The sequence below is a fragment of the Cognatishimia sp. F0-27 genome (assembly GCF_020667845.1).
Lineage (GTDB): Bacteria > Pseudomonadota > Alphaproteobacteria > Rhodobacterales > Rhodobacteraceae > JAFMPQ01.
The window spans coordinates 76,466-92,091 of sequence record NZ_JAFMPQ010000022.1 but is presented as its reverse complement, the minus strand read 5'-3'; the positions used below and the strand labels follow the sequence as shown (position 1 = coordinate 92,091).

Genomic DNA, 15,626 nt, shown 5'->3' with positions numbered 1-15,626 from the left:
AAAAACAAAACCATCTGTCGCGGGATGGAGCAGCCCGGTAGCTCGTCAGGCTCATAACCTGAAGGTCGTAGGTTCAAATCCTACTCCCGCAACCAACGATTTCTGCGAAAGCAGATTGTCCAAAGCCTCGGCCTCCGAAAGGAAGTCGGGGTTTTGCTTTCCGGCGGCAAAGCGCAGGATCGCCCCCAGGTCGCCGCGAAGGACGATGGAGAGTTCGCCGTTCTCGGGCACGAGATTGATCTCATCGACAAGTGATCGAAGCACGTCGACAGCAGCTCCACGATCTTCCTCGGATTGCAGGTTCTCGCAGAGCTTGGCGATCCGATCCTGATACATCTGCGCCATGTTCGGGTGCAGCAATGGCGGCGGCTCATCGGCATTATCCAGAAGCTCGATCAACTGCGACTTCCTCGCCTCCAGCTTCTCGGCCTTGTCTTTAAGCTTTGCTGGCGGGAAGCCCTGAAGAATGGCATCGACCATCTTGTCGAGCTCTCGGTCAACCTTCTCGAGTTCGCTCCTCCAGCCGGCCAGGTCGGCTCCGCGCTCGATCCGGAGCCGATTTACCTCGCGCGTGAACTCGGAACAGAATTCATTGAAGAGTTCCGGCGACATGAGATGCTTCCGAAGGCCATTCAAGATCGACGCCTCCAAGGCATCCCGACGGATGTTCAGACGGTTATCGCATGTGCCCTTGTTCCGCGACGCTGCGCAGCCAAGCAGGTCTTTCGAGATCAGAGAGTACCCACCACCACAGCAACCGCACTTGATAAGGCCGGCGAAAAGGTGCTTCGGCCGTCGTCTATCGTTCATCGGATTACTGCCTGTCGGCGACGTATCAAACGAAAGGCTCTTTTGCCTTTTCTTCACCGCGTCCCAGAGATCTTGGTCCACAATCCGAAGGTCCGGGACCTCCTGGACAACCCACTCACTTTCCGGGTTCGGGCGGGAGACGCGCTTACCGGTGTCAGGATCCTTCATGTATCGCAGACGGTTCCAGACGAGCCTACCGATGTAGAGTTCGTTGTTGAGAATGCCCGTCCCTCGTTTCGGGTTGCCGTGGATTGTCGATGGCCCCCACTCCTTGCCCTGTGGTCCCGAAATGCCCTCCCGGTTCAAGGTCATTGCGATCGTCCGCGATGATTGTCCGGACAAGTAATCCCTGAAGATGCGCCGAACGACGTTTGCTTCGGCTGGGTTGATCTCCCGCTCGCCCCGATCGTCCGGATCGGCCGTGCGAATGACGTCATACCCATAACAAAGCCCACCACCGGAGCGACCCTTTTCCACGCGCCCGCGAAGACCGCGCCGGGTCTTGTCAGCTAGATCCTTTAGAAAGAGTGCGCCCATCGTTCCCTTGAGACCGATGTGCAATTCGCTGACCTCACCTTCGGACAGCGTCACGATACTCACACCTGCAAAGCGCATCCGCTTGTAGAGACCGGCGATGTCCTCCTGGTCCCGGGAGAGGCGATCCAGCGACTCCGCGAGGATCACGTCGAAACGCCCCTTCAGCGCATCCGAGATCAGTTCCTGGACACCGGGTCGAAGCAAGGACGCCCCGGAAATCGCGCGATCCGTGTAGCTGTCGATGATCGTCCAGCCTTCCCGTTCCGCGCGTGCACGGCAGATGCGAAGCTGGTCCTCGATCGACGCATCACGTTGGTTGTCAGATGAATACCGAGCGTAAAGCGCTGCCTTCATGCGATAGCCCCCTTAATCGCGGAGGCGAGCCCGTGCATGCCGCCTGTTCTCTGTCTCAATGAACTCTCTCGCCGCCTGCCGCGCCAACAAGCGAACAAGGTTGACCAGTCGCGGATCATCGCCAGAAGGCGTGAGGCGCGCGATTTTGTTCTCAGCCGCTCCGCTTTCCCGAGATGAGCCCTGGGCGTCCCTTGAGGCGTCAGCCCCCGGCCTGCTTTTCTGGTCCCTTTCCATAAGCACCAGCCTGCCAGAGGCTGGCACACGTACGAAGGAAAAAGCCTATGCATCATAGCGCGTTGAAGGTGGGGCGCGCGCATGCTCGCGTAGTCTGGCGCATTGACGGCTGCTACAGCGTCGCGCAAATCGGCGGCCCGGAATCCGGAGATACTGCGCTGTGCTATGCGGTTTCTCAACATTTAGGGGCCCTAAGCTGTGGCAGGGCCCGAAGACCTTAGCCTGAACGAAGTCTGCCATAGGCGGCCCGAATCGCGCAACGCGGGTGTCCATGTGGCGCGGGAAGCCGCCACTCGGCCGGCGAAAGAGCAAGAGACTGGAAGGGGTGCCGTGACGGGTTGAGGGCTGGAGGAGAGGCCTCCGGCGCCCGTCGCGGAGGTTTTCCAATGAACACCGAAATCATCGATGCCGGGCGTGATATCAACGGCGGCTACAAGGTGGATGTGTCGCGCGGCGAGAACGTGGACCGCGTGTCGTCCGAGTGGTTCGCGCGGCCGGATGACGAGCGGTATCTGTCGCTCGACGATCTTTTCGCATCGGTCATGGGCCGGGCGGAGCGGAGCCGGACGCGCATGGTGGAGAGTGCGGCGATCCGGGTCGAGGCGCACCGCGACAACCCGGAGAAGCTGGGGCTGGTCCTGCCGGGGACGGATGAGCCGATTGCGCCGACGCATTGGTCCTTCGGCCAGCTCTCGAGCCTCGTCGGTGCACCCGCGGCCTATTTGCGGCAACTGCCTGCGCCGCTGGCGGGCATCAACCTGCAATACGGGCTGTCCAACCACCGGGCCGAGCAGATCAAGACGATGGAAATCGCGGATGGCCGCACGGAACTGCGCGCCGTGACCGGCCCCGACTACGGCCGCATCTACGACCACGAACTCGTCTCCGCCGTGCAACGCATCGCGGGCAACGGCACGGGCGATACGCGCTGGAAGGTACCGGGCGTGCTCGACTGGTCGACCGGTATCTATAACCCGCGCGTGGACGTTACGAAGGAGACGACGACGCTCTACGCCTCGGACCGCGACGTGTTCCTGTTCCTCGTCGACGACCTGAACCCGATCGAGGCGGGGCTGCTGCCCGATGGCTCGCCCGACCTCTACTTCCGAGGGTTCTATTGCTGGAATTCGGAGGTGGGCGCCAAGACGCTCGGCATCGCGAGCTTCTACCTGCGGGCGGTCTGCCAGAACCGCAATCTCTGGGGCGTCGAGGATTTCCAGGAGATCACCATCCGGCATTCGAAATACGCCGCCTCACGCTTCGCCCATGAAGCCGCCCCGGCGCTCAGCCGTTTCGCCGAATCCTCACCCGCGCCCTTCATCGACGGCATCCGCGCGGCGCGGGAGAAGATCGTCGCGCGGTCGGACGAGGACCGGCAGGATTTCCTGCGCAAGCGTGGGTTCTCGAAGGCGGAGACAGGGCGGATCGTCGAAACGGTGCTGGCCGAAGAAGGCCGCCCGCCCGAGAGCGTCTTCGACTTCGTCCAGGGGATCACAGCGGTGGCTCGATCGAAGCCGCAGCAGGATGCGCGGTTGGTGATGGAGGGGAAGGCGAAGGCGTTACTGGAGAAGGTGGCATAGTTCACAGAGTCCGGTGGCGGTGCAAGCAGCCGCCGCCACCGACAATTAGAAAGCTGCAGGATGGCACTCGAAAAGCTAAATCATATAAGACGGGAGTGAAACTCGGCTACGTTTCACCCCGCGATCGATAGAGCCGCGTATTGAGGCTAGCGTCTCGACCATTTCATATCCTGCTTTCGGCGGAGCCAACTTGCTTGCCAAATCGGCTGCCAGCGGAGAAATGATTCCGCCAGCGGCTGCACCTAATGCGCCGCCGGTCAAGTATCCAGCGAGTGCTCCTCCTACGCCCCACACGATATTCTGGTTTAGAACTTGATATGCACGATGACGCAAAGTTCGCCGTTCATTCAACGCTGCCTGAACTCGGCGTTCGATATCCGACGCAGCGTCGGAAATTGCGCTCCCAAGATGATCAAAGTCGGCAATATTCTCGAGCCTATAGTTCTCTGTTATTTCTCTGACCATAGTTTCGATCTTTAGCCGAGCCGGTGCATAGGATGCGCGCACCTCAGCGTATTCTCCAGACTTCATTTCAACGATGTCATCAGGGATCGATAATGAAACCACCGCAGACATTAAGAGTGCATGACTATCCGCCCTGCCTCGCGACGAAGAGTACGCCTGATTGCAAAAATCCTTGTTTTCAAACGTTACGGCAGGCACTCGTTCTTGCTGAGAAATCTCTCTCGCCAGCCGTGCCAATATGAAATCACCGATCTCTGGGTACATGAGGACTGGATTTTCCTCAATGACCTGTCCGGTTTGCGGGTTTCGGTACATCCGCATTGGTATCGCGACCTGCTTGCGCCGCAATTCTTCAAGTTTCGATTCCGGAATTTTCTGAGCGGCAATCATTGACCAACCACTAAGAACAAAGTCATTTATTGCGTCTTCTTGATCCCAATCGGCTACGCCCCATTTATCAAAGCGTATCCTATCAAATCTCCGTTCCTTTGCTGCTTTCTTTGAGCATTGCGCAACGAGTCGATTGAAAACTTTACCTACTTCCTTATCATCAAGCCAGTCCGAGTAGCGGTAGGATGGGTCGAAAAAATCGATTTTACAGCCAACATCGACGAGTTCGGCGACATGTTCTCTATTTGCTACGTGATTTTGATCGACATGCGGTACTATTGTTCGCAATTCATCGTAGAACAGCAACAGCGACCTAAGGCGTGCTGTGCTTGGTGTGTAATGAGGAAAGTACAGTATGTTGTGCATAATATATTCTGAAACGAGCATGTAAGCCTGAGCCGTCGTGCGCGTAGAATGCGGGTTATTGCCCCTTTTGGTCAAGGACCTGGCAGCACCGACGGTCGAGCGATTGAGAGTGAGAGGTTTGCCGGTTTTTCCGTGACGGGTTTGGAGGTCGGGAGAAAGGCTCCCGGCTGGCCTGTCGCGGAGATATCCCGATGACCAAGCAACAAAAAATCACCCTCAGCGCCTCGCGCGACATCCCCTTCAACAAGCTGATGCTCAGCCAGTCGAACGTGCGCCACGTCAAGGCGGGCGTGTCGATCGAGGAACTGGCCGAGGACATCGCGCGGCGGACGCTGCTCAGCTCCATCACCGTGCGGCCCGTGCTGGACGACAGCGGCGCCGAGACCGGCATGTACACCATCCCCGCCGGAGGGCGCCGGTTCCGGGCGCTGGAACTGCTCGTGAAGCAGAAGCGCATGAACAAGACCGCGCTGGTGCCCTGCATCGTGCGCACCGATGGGCTCGCCGAGGAAGACAGCCTCGCCGAGAACGTCCAGCGTGCTCCGCTGCATCCGCTCGACCAGTTCCGTGCCTTCCAGGCGATGCGCGAGAAGGGCCGCACCGAGGAGGAAATCGCCGCGGCCTTCTTCGTCTCGGCCAGCGTGGTCAAGCAGCGTCTGAAGCTCGCCGCGGTCGCGCCGTCGCTGCTCGACGCCTATGCCGAGGAGGAGATGACGCTCGACCAGCTCATGGCCTTCACGGTCAACCCCGACCACGCGCGGCAGGAGCAGGTCTGGGCGGCGCTGCAGCGGCACTATTCCCGGCAGCCCTACGAGATCCGCCGCATGCTGACCGAAGGCGCGGTGCGGGCCTCGGACAAGCGGGCTCAGTTCGTCGGGCTCGACGAGTACGTCGAGGCCGGGGGCGATATCCTGCGCGACCTGTTCCAGCAGGACGACGGCGGCTGGCTGCAGGATGCCGCCCTGCTCGACGTGATGGTGCGCGAGAAACTGGCCGAGGAGGCCGAGGCGGTCCGCGCCGAGGGCTGGAAATGGGTCGAGGTCGACACCGAATTCCCCTACGGCCACACCTTCGGGATGCGCCGGGTTCATGGCGAAGCGGTGCCGATGAGCGACGAAGAAGCCGCCAGCTACCAGGTGCTGAAGGCCGAATACGACGCGCTCGAGGCCGAGCATGCGGAAGCCGACGAGCTGCCCGACGACGTCGATACACGGTTGGGCGAGATCGAGGAGGCGATGGAAGCCCTCGAGGCACGTCCGATCCGGTACGAGGCCGAAGACCTCGCGCTGGCGGGAGCCTTCGTCAGCATCGACAGCTCCGGGCGACTGCGGGTCGAACGGGGCTATGTGCGGCCCGAAGATGAGCCGGTCGAGGAGGCGGAGGACACCGGCGAGGTCGCACCGCAAGCGGCGCCGGACGAAGACATCGGTGACACCGTCGTGTCCACCGCGGACGAGGAGGAAGAAGACGAGGGCCTCAAACCGCTCTCCGACCGCCTCGTCATGGAACTGACGGCCCATCGGACCCTGGCGCTGCGCAACGCACTGGCCCAGGACCCGCAGCTCGCCTTCCTCGCGGCCCTGCACGCCATGGTCTTGCGGCTCTTCTACCGCTACGCCGTCGATAGCTGCGTCGAGATCGAACCGCGCAACGCCGGGTTCGGATCGCAGGTGCAGGGCCTCGGCGACACGGCCTACGCGCAGGCCATCGACCAGCGACACGAGACTTGGGCACGGAACCTGCCGAAAGCATCCGAGGACCTCTGGGAGGCGCTGACCGAGTTCGACAGCTGCAGCCGCGATGCGCTCTTCGCCCATTGCGTGGCGATGAGCGTGAATGCCGTCCACGATCCCTACCAGCGCCGACCGCGTGCCATCGCGCACGCGGATGTGCTGGCCGGGACCGTCGGGCTCGACATGGCAAAGGCGGGCTGGACGGCGACGGGCGACAGCTACCTCGGCCGCGTGACCAAGGCGCGCATCCTGGAGGCCGTGCGCGAGGCGAAGGGTGAGGACGCCGCTGACCGGATCGCCGGGCTGAAGAAGGCCGAAATGGTGACGGCCGCCGAGGACCTGCTCTCCGGCACCGGCTGGCTGCCGGACCCGCTGCGCACGCCGCCGCTGCCGGAAGAGGATGCCCCGGAGATCGAGCTGGTCGACGAGGCGGACCGCTCCGACGATGACCCTTCGGAAGACGATCCCGACAGCAGCGAAGCGCAATCGGCGGAAGACGGCGGCGAACCGGCTATCGGAGACTCCGACCCGATGGAGGAAGATGATCCCGTCGCCGGTGACGCCTTCGCCAAGACAGCCGCCGAGTGACCTTCGAGCAGCACGGGACCTTCCCCCAAGGTCCAAAGTCAGGGGCCCGTCAGTCATGGCGGGCCCCTGATTGCGTCCAACCCTCTTGGAGACCGCCATGACGAGCCCCGCCACCGAGCTTTCACGCCAGCTTTCCCAGAACGCCGAAACAGTGTGCCGGCACTATCTGTCGAACGGCCGGAAGCAGGGTCATTACTGGCTGGTGGGAGACGTTCATAACACACCGGGCCGATCCATGTTCGTTCGGCTGTCCGGGCCACTGTCCGGCAACCGTGCCGCTGGAAAATGGACCGACGCAGCCACGGGACAGCATGGCGACCTGCTCGATGTCATCCGTGAAAGCTGCGGGTTGGTCGAATTCAAGGACGTTGCCGACGAGGCCCGACGCTTCTTGAGCCTGCCTTTGCCTGATCCACCCCGACAACATTCTCCACATTCACGGCCACCAGCTGCCACCGGATCCGAGGAAGCGGCGCGACGCCTGTTTGCAATGGCCGTGCCGATCGTCGGCACTCCGGTGGAAACCTATCTGCGCGGGCGTGGTATCGGAGCGATTGACCAAATGCCAAGCCTGCGCTTCCACTCCGCTTGCTTCTATCGGCCCGAAGGCCGCGGGCCGGTCGCGCGGCTTCCGGCCATGCTGGCCGCCATCACCGATCTCGAAGGCCGCCAGACCGGGACCCATCGCACCTGGCTGCGGCCGGACGGGAGCGCCAAGGCCGATATAGACACACCGCGGCGCGCGATGGGCGCTTTGCTCGGGAACGGGGTGCGGTTCGGCGTGCCCGGTGACGTGCTCATCGCGGGCGAGGGGATCGAGACGGTTCTTTCCGTGCGCTCGGCCCTGCTTGAGTTGCCCGCCGTCGCGGCGCTGTCATCGGGACACCTGGCCGCCATCCGGTTTCCCGTCAGTCTGCGGCGGCTCTACGTGTTGCGCGACCGTGATCCCGCAGGCGCGGCGGCACGGGATCGACTGGAGGCGCGCGCAGCCGAAGCCGGGATCGAGGCGCAGACCCTCACGCCGCGACTGGGCGACTTCAACGACGATCTCCGGCGCTATGGGCTGGCGGCTTTGCAAGCGCGGTTGCGGCTTCATCTCCACGCCGACGACGCCGCGCGGTTCATGCCGGCGTGACAGGGCGGCAATCGGACTGGCGCTGCACGGCTCACAGCATCGTTTTCGCAGGGGCATCCCGCGCGCGGTTCCCATCCACGGGAAAGGCCGGCGCGCACGGCCTTCTCAGAGGGCAGGAGGCCCACAATCGGGCCGGCCCGGCAATGGCCGCGCTCCGGCTATTTTCCGCCGCGCCCCGGCGGGGCGCTTTGCATCGCGAGGCAAAATAGCCGGGCTTGGCCATCAAGGCCCTCGCGAAAGGCTCGGGCTGCCCGGCCGCCCCGCCCGTGGGCGCGTTCCTGCCACGAAGGCCGCGTGTGGCGCGCGGCTCCCCAGAGGAAGGAACCCGCAAATGACCCTCGATCCCGAAACCGGTGCCCACGAGCCGCATCACAGCACGTCCTCGACCGCACGTGTCCTGACCGAACTCCAGCTCTACGGCTGGCGCCCATACGAGGATGAACCCGATCCGCGCCCCTTGCCCGAGGGCGACCAGATCGCCGGTGCTGTCACCGATATCTTCGATGCCCTCGTCGCGACGCTCGGCGACACGCGGCTTGAGCCCGATCTCGACGAACTGCTCTGGGGCGCAGTCAACCTCTTCCACCGTGCGCTGGCGCGGGCCGAGCGGCAACTCGACGACAACGAACAGGCGCAGCGCCGCCTGCAGCGGGAACAGGATGGCTCGGAGGTGAAATCCCTCGAACTCGAACGCCTCGTGGCCGAGGGGCAGAGCATGGTGGAACGGCGCACGGCGCTGGAACTCTTTCGCGACCTCGCAGCAGAGGGCTTCGAGCATCACCTCGGCAAGCCCTGGCATCCGCGGACCGGCTCACGGGTCAGCCATCGCAACCTGACCGCCGCGATGATCGACAGCCGGGATTTCCTCGCCGCCCGCCGCCGGGCCGAGGCGCAGCTGCTTCTGCCCGAAGGCCCCAAGGTGGCCGTGACCGGCGGGGCGGATTTCAACGATCACCGGCTGATATGGGCGCGGCTCGACCGGGTCCATGGAAAGCACCGGGACATGGTGCTGCTGCATGGCGGCTCACCCAAGGGCGCGGAACTCATCGCCTCCCGATGGGCCGATCACCGCAAAGTGCCGCAGGTCGCCTTTCGGCCTGACTGGACCAAGCACGGCCGCTCGGCCCCGTTCAAACGCAACGACGCGATGTTGGATGTCCTGCCGATCGGGGTGCTGGTCTTTCCGGGCACCGGGATCCAGGAGAACCTCGCCGACAAGGCCCGGAAGCTGGGAATTCCGGTCCTCAAGCACGAGGGCAGCGCGTGAGCGCCGTCTTCTGCCCGACCCGTACAGCGGGGCACCACCGCGTCAGACCGGACCTTCACGCGCATCGCAGCAAAATTCCGGTTCGAGCCCATACCTCCATGATGCTGCGCCACGACCAATGACCGCTGTGAAGCAGTAGCATTGACGCTGCTCTCAGGGGTGCACTATCACTGCTGGTATGGTGAACTCGTTCTTCGCATTGCAGGACTATTACCCTCAGCTTCCATAGCTGCGGGCCATTCATCATTGGTTTTCCGCTGCCCCTGACAGCGGTCAACATGCAATCGACCTTTTGCCAGGCGGCACTTCAAAGGTCGAAAAATGAAAAACAACAACAGAATTCATAAGTCGTCGCTCGGCATTGTGGGGTTTGGTGCGTTCGGACAACTTGCCGCCCGTCATCTCGGCCAGCATTTTGAAATAACGGCTTACGATCCGTCCTTGGTCGTTGCCTCGTCGGCCGAGAAACTCGGAGTGCCTCTGACATCGTTGCGCTCGGTTTCGCAGGCTGATGTGATCCTCATTGCGGCACCGGTGTCCTCGTTTGAGACGGTTGTCAGCGAAATCGCGGTTGCTTGTCGACCCGGGGCGCTGATTGTCGATGTTGGCTCGGTCAAAACCATTCCATCTGAAATCATGCGGCGGCTGCTACCGAGCAATGTAGACATCGTCGCAACGCACCCCTTGTTCGGCCCTCAAAGCGCTGCGAAGGGCATTGAAGGGTTAAAAATCGCCGTCTGCCCCATCCAGGGAAGACGGCATGCGAGGCTTGCTGCATTCTTGCGCATGGCTCTGGGTCTTACCGTCATCATATCGACCCCGGAAGATCACGACAAAGAAGCCGCAATTGTCCAAGGGCTCACACATCTCATTGCCAAAGTGCTTCTGAGAATGGGGCCCTTGCCAACGCGTATGACAACGAAGAGTTTTGATTTATTGTCCGAGGCGGTTTCCATGGTTCAGCACGATGCACCGGAAGTGTTCGAAGCGATCGAGAAGGCCAATCCCTACGCCGAGACAGTGCGACGACGGTTTTTTGAATTGGCCTCAGAATTAAGTGCCGAGCTGGAAACAGCATCGAGGATATCGCCATTCGACGAAAACGGACATTGAACGAGCGGCGTCCAACGGCAGTTTTCTCCGCACTGCTGTCCTTGGCTGGATGATGCGCGAAGGTCCGCTTCTCTACGATGCTCGACTTGGGCAGCACATGAAATTGGGGCATAATTCCGCGAGCAGAACCGGCGAAGCAGTATAGTCGCAGGCGGTGCGCACATTCGGGCAGCCTGTCGTGATCCCAAAAGTCACAGACCCATGGAGGCGTCCATGTCGCTTGTTCTTCTTGCCATCTCACTATCCATCGCCCTTGGCGTGCTGGCCTTTCGCTTCGCGGTCTTCGCATTGCCGGTCATGGCCGGAATCGCTGCGTTCCTGCAGGTTCATGGTGGCGGTGCCGGTTTCGGCCTGTCCTTCCTTGCCGGACTGGCAGGGGCGGCGCTCTCTGTCGCGTTCGTCATTGCCATTCTCGGCCTTGCTAGGAACCCGTTCCTCCGCCTCGGGGCGCTCGGCCTCTTTGCGGCGCCCGCCGCCGTGGCGGGCTACGCGTTGGCCCACGGCGTCGCGAAACATGCGCTCGATCCAGGTATCCTGCTGACGCTTCTCTGTGCCGGCTGCGGCGCGGTCGTCGCCGTTGCGGCGATGATCAACCTCAATGCCTTGGGCGAGGGGCTTCTCGACCCTTAGCCCTCGGTTGCGGTCGTCCCTCGTCAGTTGATCGCAGGCGCGGTGGAAATCTGCGCTGCGACGGTTCTTGGCTGATGGCAGGCCAAAGCCCAGACCATCCCTCACTTCTCGCATGACCATGGACCAACCGGGCCGATGCCTGTGAGTACGGTGAACGATGCCTGACGCACTCGGTTCTGACTGCGGCTTATGGCCATCGGACACAGCGCAGCTGCGGTAAGCGATGGTGGGTGCGTGAGGCCGAATGCCGATGGGCGCGTGATCTGGGGGCCCAGGTTGCCTGTTGTGAGGATGATGCTTCTGCCCTGCGTCCCCGTTGGCGCTCCCCCGAGAAGACCTGTCCCTCCTCCTGATTGATCCCCTAAGCCCGTCCGTCCGAAGCCGGCAACCCCGCGCGGCGGGACCCGTGTTGGCGTGTTCCACGCCTGCCCGCGCCACGTCCCGCCTTGGGGGTCGAGCGGACACCGGGGGTGTCCGTGCAGGCCACGTCCCGCGGTCTTTGACGGGCCTCATCGGAGGGACGGTCCCTCCGGATGAAGCAACGGAGACATACCATGCAGAACATCGTCATCCTCGCTGGCAACATCGGCCAAGCCCCCGAGACCCGCACCACCCAAGGCGGCACCTCGATCACCAGCTTCACCCTTGCCACCTCCCGCCCGCGCTACTCCGAAGGCCGGGTCGTCCGCGACGAGAACGGCTACCGCGTCCAGGACACCGAATGGCACCGCATCACCTGCTTCAACGGCCTCGGCAAGACGGTCCAGCAGTACTGCGAGAAGGGGATGAAGCTCCTGGTCCGCGGCCGCATCCACTACACCAAGTGGACCGACGCCGCGGGTGTCGATCGCTACGGCTGCGAGATCATCGCCGAGACGGTCGACTTCCTGACAAAGGCCAAGCAGGCCGAGGACGAGGAGCCCTCCTTCATCGACGATGAGGACAACCAGTCCTGACACGGCACCGACGCCCGGCGGCGGGAGCTGCCGGGCTTCTCCGATGGCACTCCCGGACGCCGATCACAATTCGTATCATTCGGCGATATCCCGCCGCGCGCAGCGGCTGGACGGGCACTGAGTCGCACGCAGGTCGCCTTCCTGCGCGATCCAATCCCCGAAACGGCCACTGACCGCGATGATCACTGGCAAGCCCCCGGAAGTGCGACTAAAATAGTCGTAGTTCTGGCATGTATGAATGGCCGGGTGGGAGGTGATCATCATGATCACCGCCCGACAATCACGGGCCGCGCGCGCATTGCTGGGATGGACGCAGCAGGAGCTAGCCGATAAGGCCCTGGTATCACTGACCGCACTGAAAAGGCTCGAATCCGAGAAGGATCTTCCTGTCTACGAGTCGACCGAAGACCAGGTGCGGCGGGTGTTCGAGGATGCAGGGATCACTTTTCTGCGTTTGGACCAGGGTGAAGGCGTCTTGATTGATGTGACCAAGGCGAAAAAGGCCAAGTGATCGTAACCGGTTGATGCGGATATCGGTGGCGCGCCTGTACGGAAAGGCAACTTCGGGAGGGGGGTCGTTTCTGCGATCCTGTAGGCAAATGGCACAGGGCGAGACGACATTTCTGGATGCTCCGCCGGACAGCGACACGCTGACCGACTACGACCATGCTCATATGGTTCTCTACCTCCGCATTTTCGACGCTGCCGAGGAAGGAGCCGATTGGCAGGAAGTGGTCGAAGTCCTGTTTGGACTCGATCCGAAGCATGATCCCGATCGCTGCAGGAATGTCTATGATAGTCACCTCGCGCGGGCTCGCTGGATGACCGAGCACGGCTATCGCGACCTGCTTCGGCAGGGGGGTGACGGCCCGAACGGCTGAGTCACGCCGAAACCCGCCCATGCAGGGTGGGCCGGACTCCCGAAGATCAATCAAAACGTGTAAAATCAGGTCGTTTCAGAGAAGTTGACGAACGGGATTTGTCATGCCGTCGGAACGCTCCGGCTGGCGTTCCTCGGCAGAGTACGACTACGTCGAAGACCTGAGCGCGTCCGATCTTGCCTGGGAATGGCTGCGCCGCAACAAGCGCTACGCACAGGACTACGCGACCCTCTCCAAGGCCGCACCGGACGACGCGTCTCTGAAAGATGCGCTCCTCGACAAATGGGGGTTACGATTTCGCGGCCGATCCCAACCTCCCGGCTCCAAAGGCCCGCGCACTTTGGGACCCAAAGGTGGATCCCTCGGTGGTCGTGCTGCAGAAGGTTCCGAAGGTCCTGAGCGGCGCGGTGGAACCGACGATCCTCCCTGAAGGGACAGTCAAATACGCCCATGACGGCATCCACCATCTTCTTGATGCCAGTGGGAAGCATCGCCTCCAGATTCTGCAATCGGATCCCGACGCCGATGCGCTTGTTGCGATCGTCCCTCTCGATCAGGATGGCTTTGCGCGTCTCGACGCTGTCTTTCGCTTGCTTGCGCAGCTTCACGGCAGATTGCTTCCTGACGACAAACGTCTTACCCGCCAGAAGCGACTGCGTGCCAAACGCATGTTGCAGGCATATGACGGGCACATGGCCAGAGCGTCGCAGCGCGAGATAGCCGAAGTGGTCTTTCGGCTATCCCGGGTCAGCCGGGACGAGTGGCAGAGCGCACCGGAGCGCTTCGCGGTTATGGCCTTGCTGCGCGATGCCCGAAAGATGGTTGAAGGTGGGTACTGCACGCTACTGCGCTCGCGGCGCGTGTATTGATGAAAACCCTAGCAGGCTTCCCTAAGGCCGTGGTTTCCCCAGCGCTGAGCCGGAACGCCTTGCAGTGGGATCCTTGAGGCAGGTGCTGGTCTCACTGCTCCCTTGCGCAAGCCGGCTACGCGGCGCTGTGCGCTTCGGCGATGTTGGCAGCGATCTCCCAAGCGACTAGTCTATCGTGCATCTGCTCTAGGAGGCGGCCACTGGAAGGGTCAATGAAGGACGATAAGTTCGGTCGCGCGAGCCCTCGAAGTCATATTCATAGAGTCGAACACCTCCGAGCACTGGCGCCTGCTGACCTAGGAAAAATGTCAGCGCGTTCGGAGCTGCGATGAATAAGTGAACGCGAGCTTCGTGTGACGTTTCAAACATCGCCGAACGCATGGCGTTCTTTGCTGCCTGTGCCAGCGCAAACGCGTGCCGTCCGGCCACGACAGAATGGTATCCTGCACCACAAGAGGGGCCGAGGATCAGCATCCGCCCAACATCAGGCAAGTGGTCGTCTACATAGCTTCGGACGTCATTGGTGATGTCATGAGTGATACCCACTGCAACTGCAATATCGGGAGCGTCCGCGTTCAGAACTATGACTGACTGCTCCAGCCCCGGCCAGTTCGGATCCACCGGAACATCATCGGCGCTCCAGACATCTCGCCTTGGTGTTCTCTGCTCCAACTCTACGTGACGGCCTGATTTTACATTGAGTATGCTCCCGGCAGCAAACGCCAAGGTCGTATGTGCGTCGAGAGCCAACCGTAACTCGGGCCGATCGCCTGCCGCATCCCGAAGAAACACCGAGAGTTCTGGATAAAGCTTCGACGACCAATCAGCCTCGTCCTGAATGAACCGTTTGTCGAAGGCTGGCACCAGATTGAGAACATCGTCGCATCGATCCTCAAGCCGATCAAAAGCGTGTTCGAATGACTTCACCCCATACACTTTCGGCCTCTCCGCAGCGCCGTTGAAAAGCCCCTCATCGTTACAGATTGTTCTGAACGCTTTTTCGTCAAACTCAACTCGCCCTTGCGCCATCCACTGGAATGCCAAATCGTCGTAGAAGAAGGCACTTTCGTGAGCAGGAACCCTGCGCAAACCAACCGATGCGAAAAGCATATCGAGCCAGCCGCGAAGCTCTTCGAGTGTTCCCGATGTAGTGCCGAACGTTATTGTGTTGGCAAAAATACGCAGATCGTGATCATCGATATCGAGGTGCTCTCTCCATAACTTGCGTATCATCCCGGCTTTGCTATTGTCGGTTTTGGTGCCGAACAGACGATCAAGGCGAATGGATCCAGATCTCTGACTAATGAGCGGACTAAGGTTGTCGCCACGATCAAGATGCCAGTTCGTTACAAGTTTGAATTTGGTCCCCACGCCATCAGGGGCGTTTTCTAATTGAGCGTCTCGTGCGCGTTGCAGCAAAGACCGTGCGTTCGCATTGATAAACTCCGGATCAATCAAATCGGCGTATCCAAAGGTGCCAGGAGATGTATGCCATTTCGATTGAATGTGCTCTCGCCTTAGCGGCTGACCAGATGCGTCTTTCGGTTCTCGACCGGCTGCATACTCCGTCCAGACATCGTCGAAACTTTTGGGGCCACTCTCAAAGCCTACACGGACGATGGGGCTCACCGGGTCTAGCAACTGAGCTGCCCGGAGCCAAAACTGGCGGGCCTGAAAGGTGTCGCCATCGCGTCGAACTGTTACTGCCTGTGCCATCG

General features: G+C 61.5%; 14 protein-coding genes, 1 tRNA gene and 1 pseudogene. 12 read left to right on the top strand and 4 right to left on the bottom strand.

Translation table 11 applies throughout. The features are described from left to right. The first annotated feature begins 18 nt into the window (after positions 1-18). Positions 19-95 (top strand) — tRNA-Met (locus J1C49_RS13165). Here the strand turns inward: J1C49_RS13165 and J1C49_RS13160 are convergent. Next, entirely contained in the window at positions 52-1,701 is a 1,650-nt protein-coding gene (locus J1C49_RS13160; RefSeq protein WP_227446293.1) for a recombinase family protein, read from the bottom strand. The genes J1C49_RS13165 and J1C49_RS13160 overlap by 44 nt on opposite strands. A 620-nt stretch (positions 1,702-2,321) precedes the next feature. On the opposite strand from J1C49_RS13160, the gene J1C49_RS13155 reads away from it, so the two are divergent. Continuing rightward, positions 2,322-3,515, top strand: coding sequence for a DUF932 domain-containing protein (locus J1C49_RS13155; protein WP_227446290.1), 1,194 nt, complete (start codon positions 2,322-2,324; stop codon positions 3,513-3,515). A 75-nt stretch (positions 3,516-3,590) separates the two neighbouring features. Here the strand turns inward: J1C49_RS13155 and J1C49_RS13150 are convergent, their stop codons facing one another. After that, positions 3,591-4,757: a hypothetical protein gene (locus tag J1C49_RS13150; RefSeq protein ID WP_227446289.1), complete on the bottom strand. Its 1,167-nt coding sequence runs from the start codon at positions 4,755-4,757 to the stop codon at positions 3,591-3,593. Between the two features lie 170 nt (positions 4,758-4,927). Between J1C49_RS13150 and J1C49_RS13145 the strand changes: the two genes are divergently transcribed. The 6 genes and pseudogenes from J1C49_RS13145 to J1C49_RS13120 all read left to right on the top strand — a co-directional run bounded on the left by J1C49_RS13145 (position 4,928) and on the right by J1C49_RS13120 (position 12,158). Further along, a complete protein-coding gene (locus J1C49_RS13145; protein WP_227446288.1) occupies positions 4,928-7,057 on the top strand; it encodes a ParB/RepB/Spo0J family partition protein in 2,130 nt (709 codons plus the stop codon). A gap of 97 nt (positions 7,058-7,154) precedes the next feature. Next, entirely contained in the window at positions 7,155-8,192 is a 1,038-nt protein-coding gene (locus J1C49_RS13140; protein WP_227446287.1) for a toprim domain-containing protein, read from the top strand. A gap of 331 nt (positions 8,193-8,523) precedes the next feature. Next, on the top strand, positions 8,524-9,459 hold the full coding sequence (locus J1C49_RS13135) for a DUF2493 domain-containing protein (protein ID WP_227446286.1): 936 nt from the start codon (positions 8,524-8,526) through the stop codon (positions 9,457-9,459). Between the two features lie 318 nt (positions 9,460-9,777). Then, positions 9,778-10,572: pseudogene (locus tag J1C49_RS13130) on the top strand (prephenate dehydrogenase/arogenate dehydrogenase family protein); the annotation flags it as partial. Between the two features lie 213 nt (positions 10,573-10,785). Next, positions 10,786-11,202: a hypothetical protein gene (locus tag J1C49_RS13125; RefSeq protein ID WP_227446284.1), complete on the top strand. Its 417-nt coding sequence runs from the start codon at positions 10,786-10,788 to the stop codon at positions 11,200-11,202. A gap of 554 nt (positions 11,203-11,756) precedes the next feature. Then, positions 11,757-12,158: a single-stranded DNA-binding protein gene (locus J1C49_RS13120; RefSeq protein WP_227446283.1), complete on the top strand. Its 402-nt coding sequence runs from the start codon at positions 11,757-11,759 to the stop codon at positions 12,156-12,158. A gap of 75 nt (positions 12,159-12,233) precedes the next feature. Here J1C49_RS13120 and J1C49_RS13115 read toward each other — a convergent pair whose 3' ends face one another. After that, positions 12,234-12,422, bottom strand: coding sequence for a hypothetical protein (locus J1C49_RS13115; protein ID WP_227446282.1), 189 nt, complete (start codon positions 12,420-12,422; stop codon positions 12,234-12,236). On the opposite strand from J1C49_RS13115, the gene J1C49_RS13110 reads away from it, so the two are divergent. From J1C49_RS13110 to J1C49_RS13095, 4 genes are all read left to right on the top strand, one after another. Next, positions 12,421-12,669, top strand: a complete 249-nt coding sequence (locus J1C49_RS13110) for a helix-turn-helix transcriptional regulator (RefSeq protein WP_227446281.1) — start codon at positions 12,421-12,423, stop codon at positions 12,667-12,669. The two genes, J1C49_RS13115 and J1C49_RS13110, sit on opposite strands and share 2 nt — an antisense overlap. Positions 12,670-12,757: 88 nt before the next feature. Beyond that, positions 12,758-13,039 (top strand): DNA -binding domain-containing protein, encoded by a 282-nt coding sequence (locus J1C49_RS13105; RefSeq protein ID WP_227446280.1) that lies wholly within the window; start codon positions 12,758-12,760, stop codon positions 13,037-13,039. A 103-nt stretch (positions 13,040-13,142) separates the two neighbouring features. Beyond that, positions 13,143-13,469 carry a transcriptional regulator domain-containing protein gene (locus J1C49_RS21965; RefSeq protein WP_227446279.1) on the top strand — a complete coding sequence of 109 codons (327 nt, stop codon included), beginning with the start codon at positions 13,143-13,145 and terminating at the stop codon, positions 13,467-13,469. Then, the gene (locus tag J1C49_RS13095) at positions 13,393-13,908 is read left to right on the top strand and encodes a DUF2285 domain-containing protein (protein ID WP_227446278.1); all 516 of its coding nucleotides are present in this window, start codon (positions 13,393-13,395) and stop codon (positions 13,906-13,908) included. Before J1C49_RS21965 ends, J1C49_RS13095 begins: the two co-directional genes overlap by 77 nt. 186 nt (positions 13,909-14,094) lie before the next feature. On the opposite strand, the gene J1C49_RS13090 is transcribed toward J1C49_RS13095, so the two are convergent. Beyond that, positions 14,095-15,624 carry an SAVED domain-containing protein gene (locus J1C49_RS13090; RefSeq protein WP_227446277.1) on the bottom strand — a complete coding sequence of 510 codons (1,530 nt, stop codon included), beginning with the start codon at positions 15,622-15,624 and terminating at the stop codon, positions 14,095-14,097. Between the last annotated feature and the right edge of the window lie 2 nt (positions 15,625-15,626).

What these genes read in the sequence shown, in the direction of transcription:
- J1C49_RS13135 (WP_227446286.1), top strand. Translation starts at nt 8,524, where the DNA reads ATGACCCTCGATCCCGAAACCGGTGCCCACGAGCCGCATCACAGCACG.
- J1C49_RS13150 (WP_227446289.1), bottom strand. Translation starts at nt 4,757, where the DNA reads ATGCTCGTTTCAGAATATATTATGCACAACATACTGTACTTTCCTCAT.
- J1C49_RS13120 (WP_227446283.1), top strand. Translation starts at nt 11,757, where the DNA reads ATGCAGAACATCGTCATCCTCGCTGGCAACATCGGCCAAGCCCCCGAG.
- J1C49_RS13145 (WP_227446288.1), top strand. Translation starts at nt 4,928, where the DNA reads ATGACCAAGCAACAAAAAATCACCCTCAGCGCCTCGCGCGACATCCCC.
- J1C49_RS13105 (WP_227446280.1), top strand. Translation starts at nt 12,758, where the DNA reads ATGGCACAGGGCGAGACGACATTTCTGGATGCTCCGCCGGACAGCGAC.
- J1C49_RS13140 (WP_227446287.1), top strand. Translation starts at nt 7,155, where the DNA reads ATGACGAGCCCCGCCACCGAGCTTTCACGCCAGCTTTCCCAGAACGCC.
- J1C49_RS13115 (WP_227446282.1), bottom strand. Translation starts at nt 12,422, where the DNA reads ATGATGATCACCTCCCACCCGGCCATTCATACATGCCAGAACTACGAC.
- J1C49_RS13160 (WP_227446293.1), bottom strand. Translation starts at nt 1,701, where the DNA reads ATGAAGGCAGCGCTTTACGCTCGGTATTCATCTGACAACCAACGTGAT.
- J1C49_RS13110 (WP_227446281.1), top strand. Translation starts at nt 12,421, where the DNA reads ATGATCACCGCCCGACAATCACGGGCCGCGCGCGCATTGCTGGGATGG.
- J1C49_RS21965 (WP_227446279.1), top strand. Translation starts at nt 13,143, where the DNA reads ATGCCGTCGGAACGCTCCGGCTGGCGTTCCTCGGCAGAGTACGACTAC.
- J1C49_RS13090 (WP_227446277.1), bottom strand. Translation starts at nt 15,624, where the DNA reads ATGGCACAGGCAGTAACAGTTCGACGCGATGGCGACACCTTTCAGGCC.
- J1C49_RS13125 (WP_227446284.1), top strand. Translation starts at nt 10,786, where the DNA reads ATGTCGCTTGTTCTTCTTGCCATCTCACTATCCATCGCCCTTGGCGTG.
- J1C49_RS13155 (WP_227446290.1), top strand. Translation starts at nt 2,322, where the DNA reads ATGAACACCGAAATCATCGATGCCGGGCGTGATATCAACGGCGGCTAC.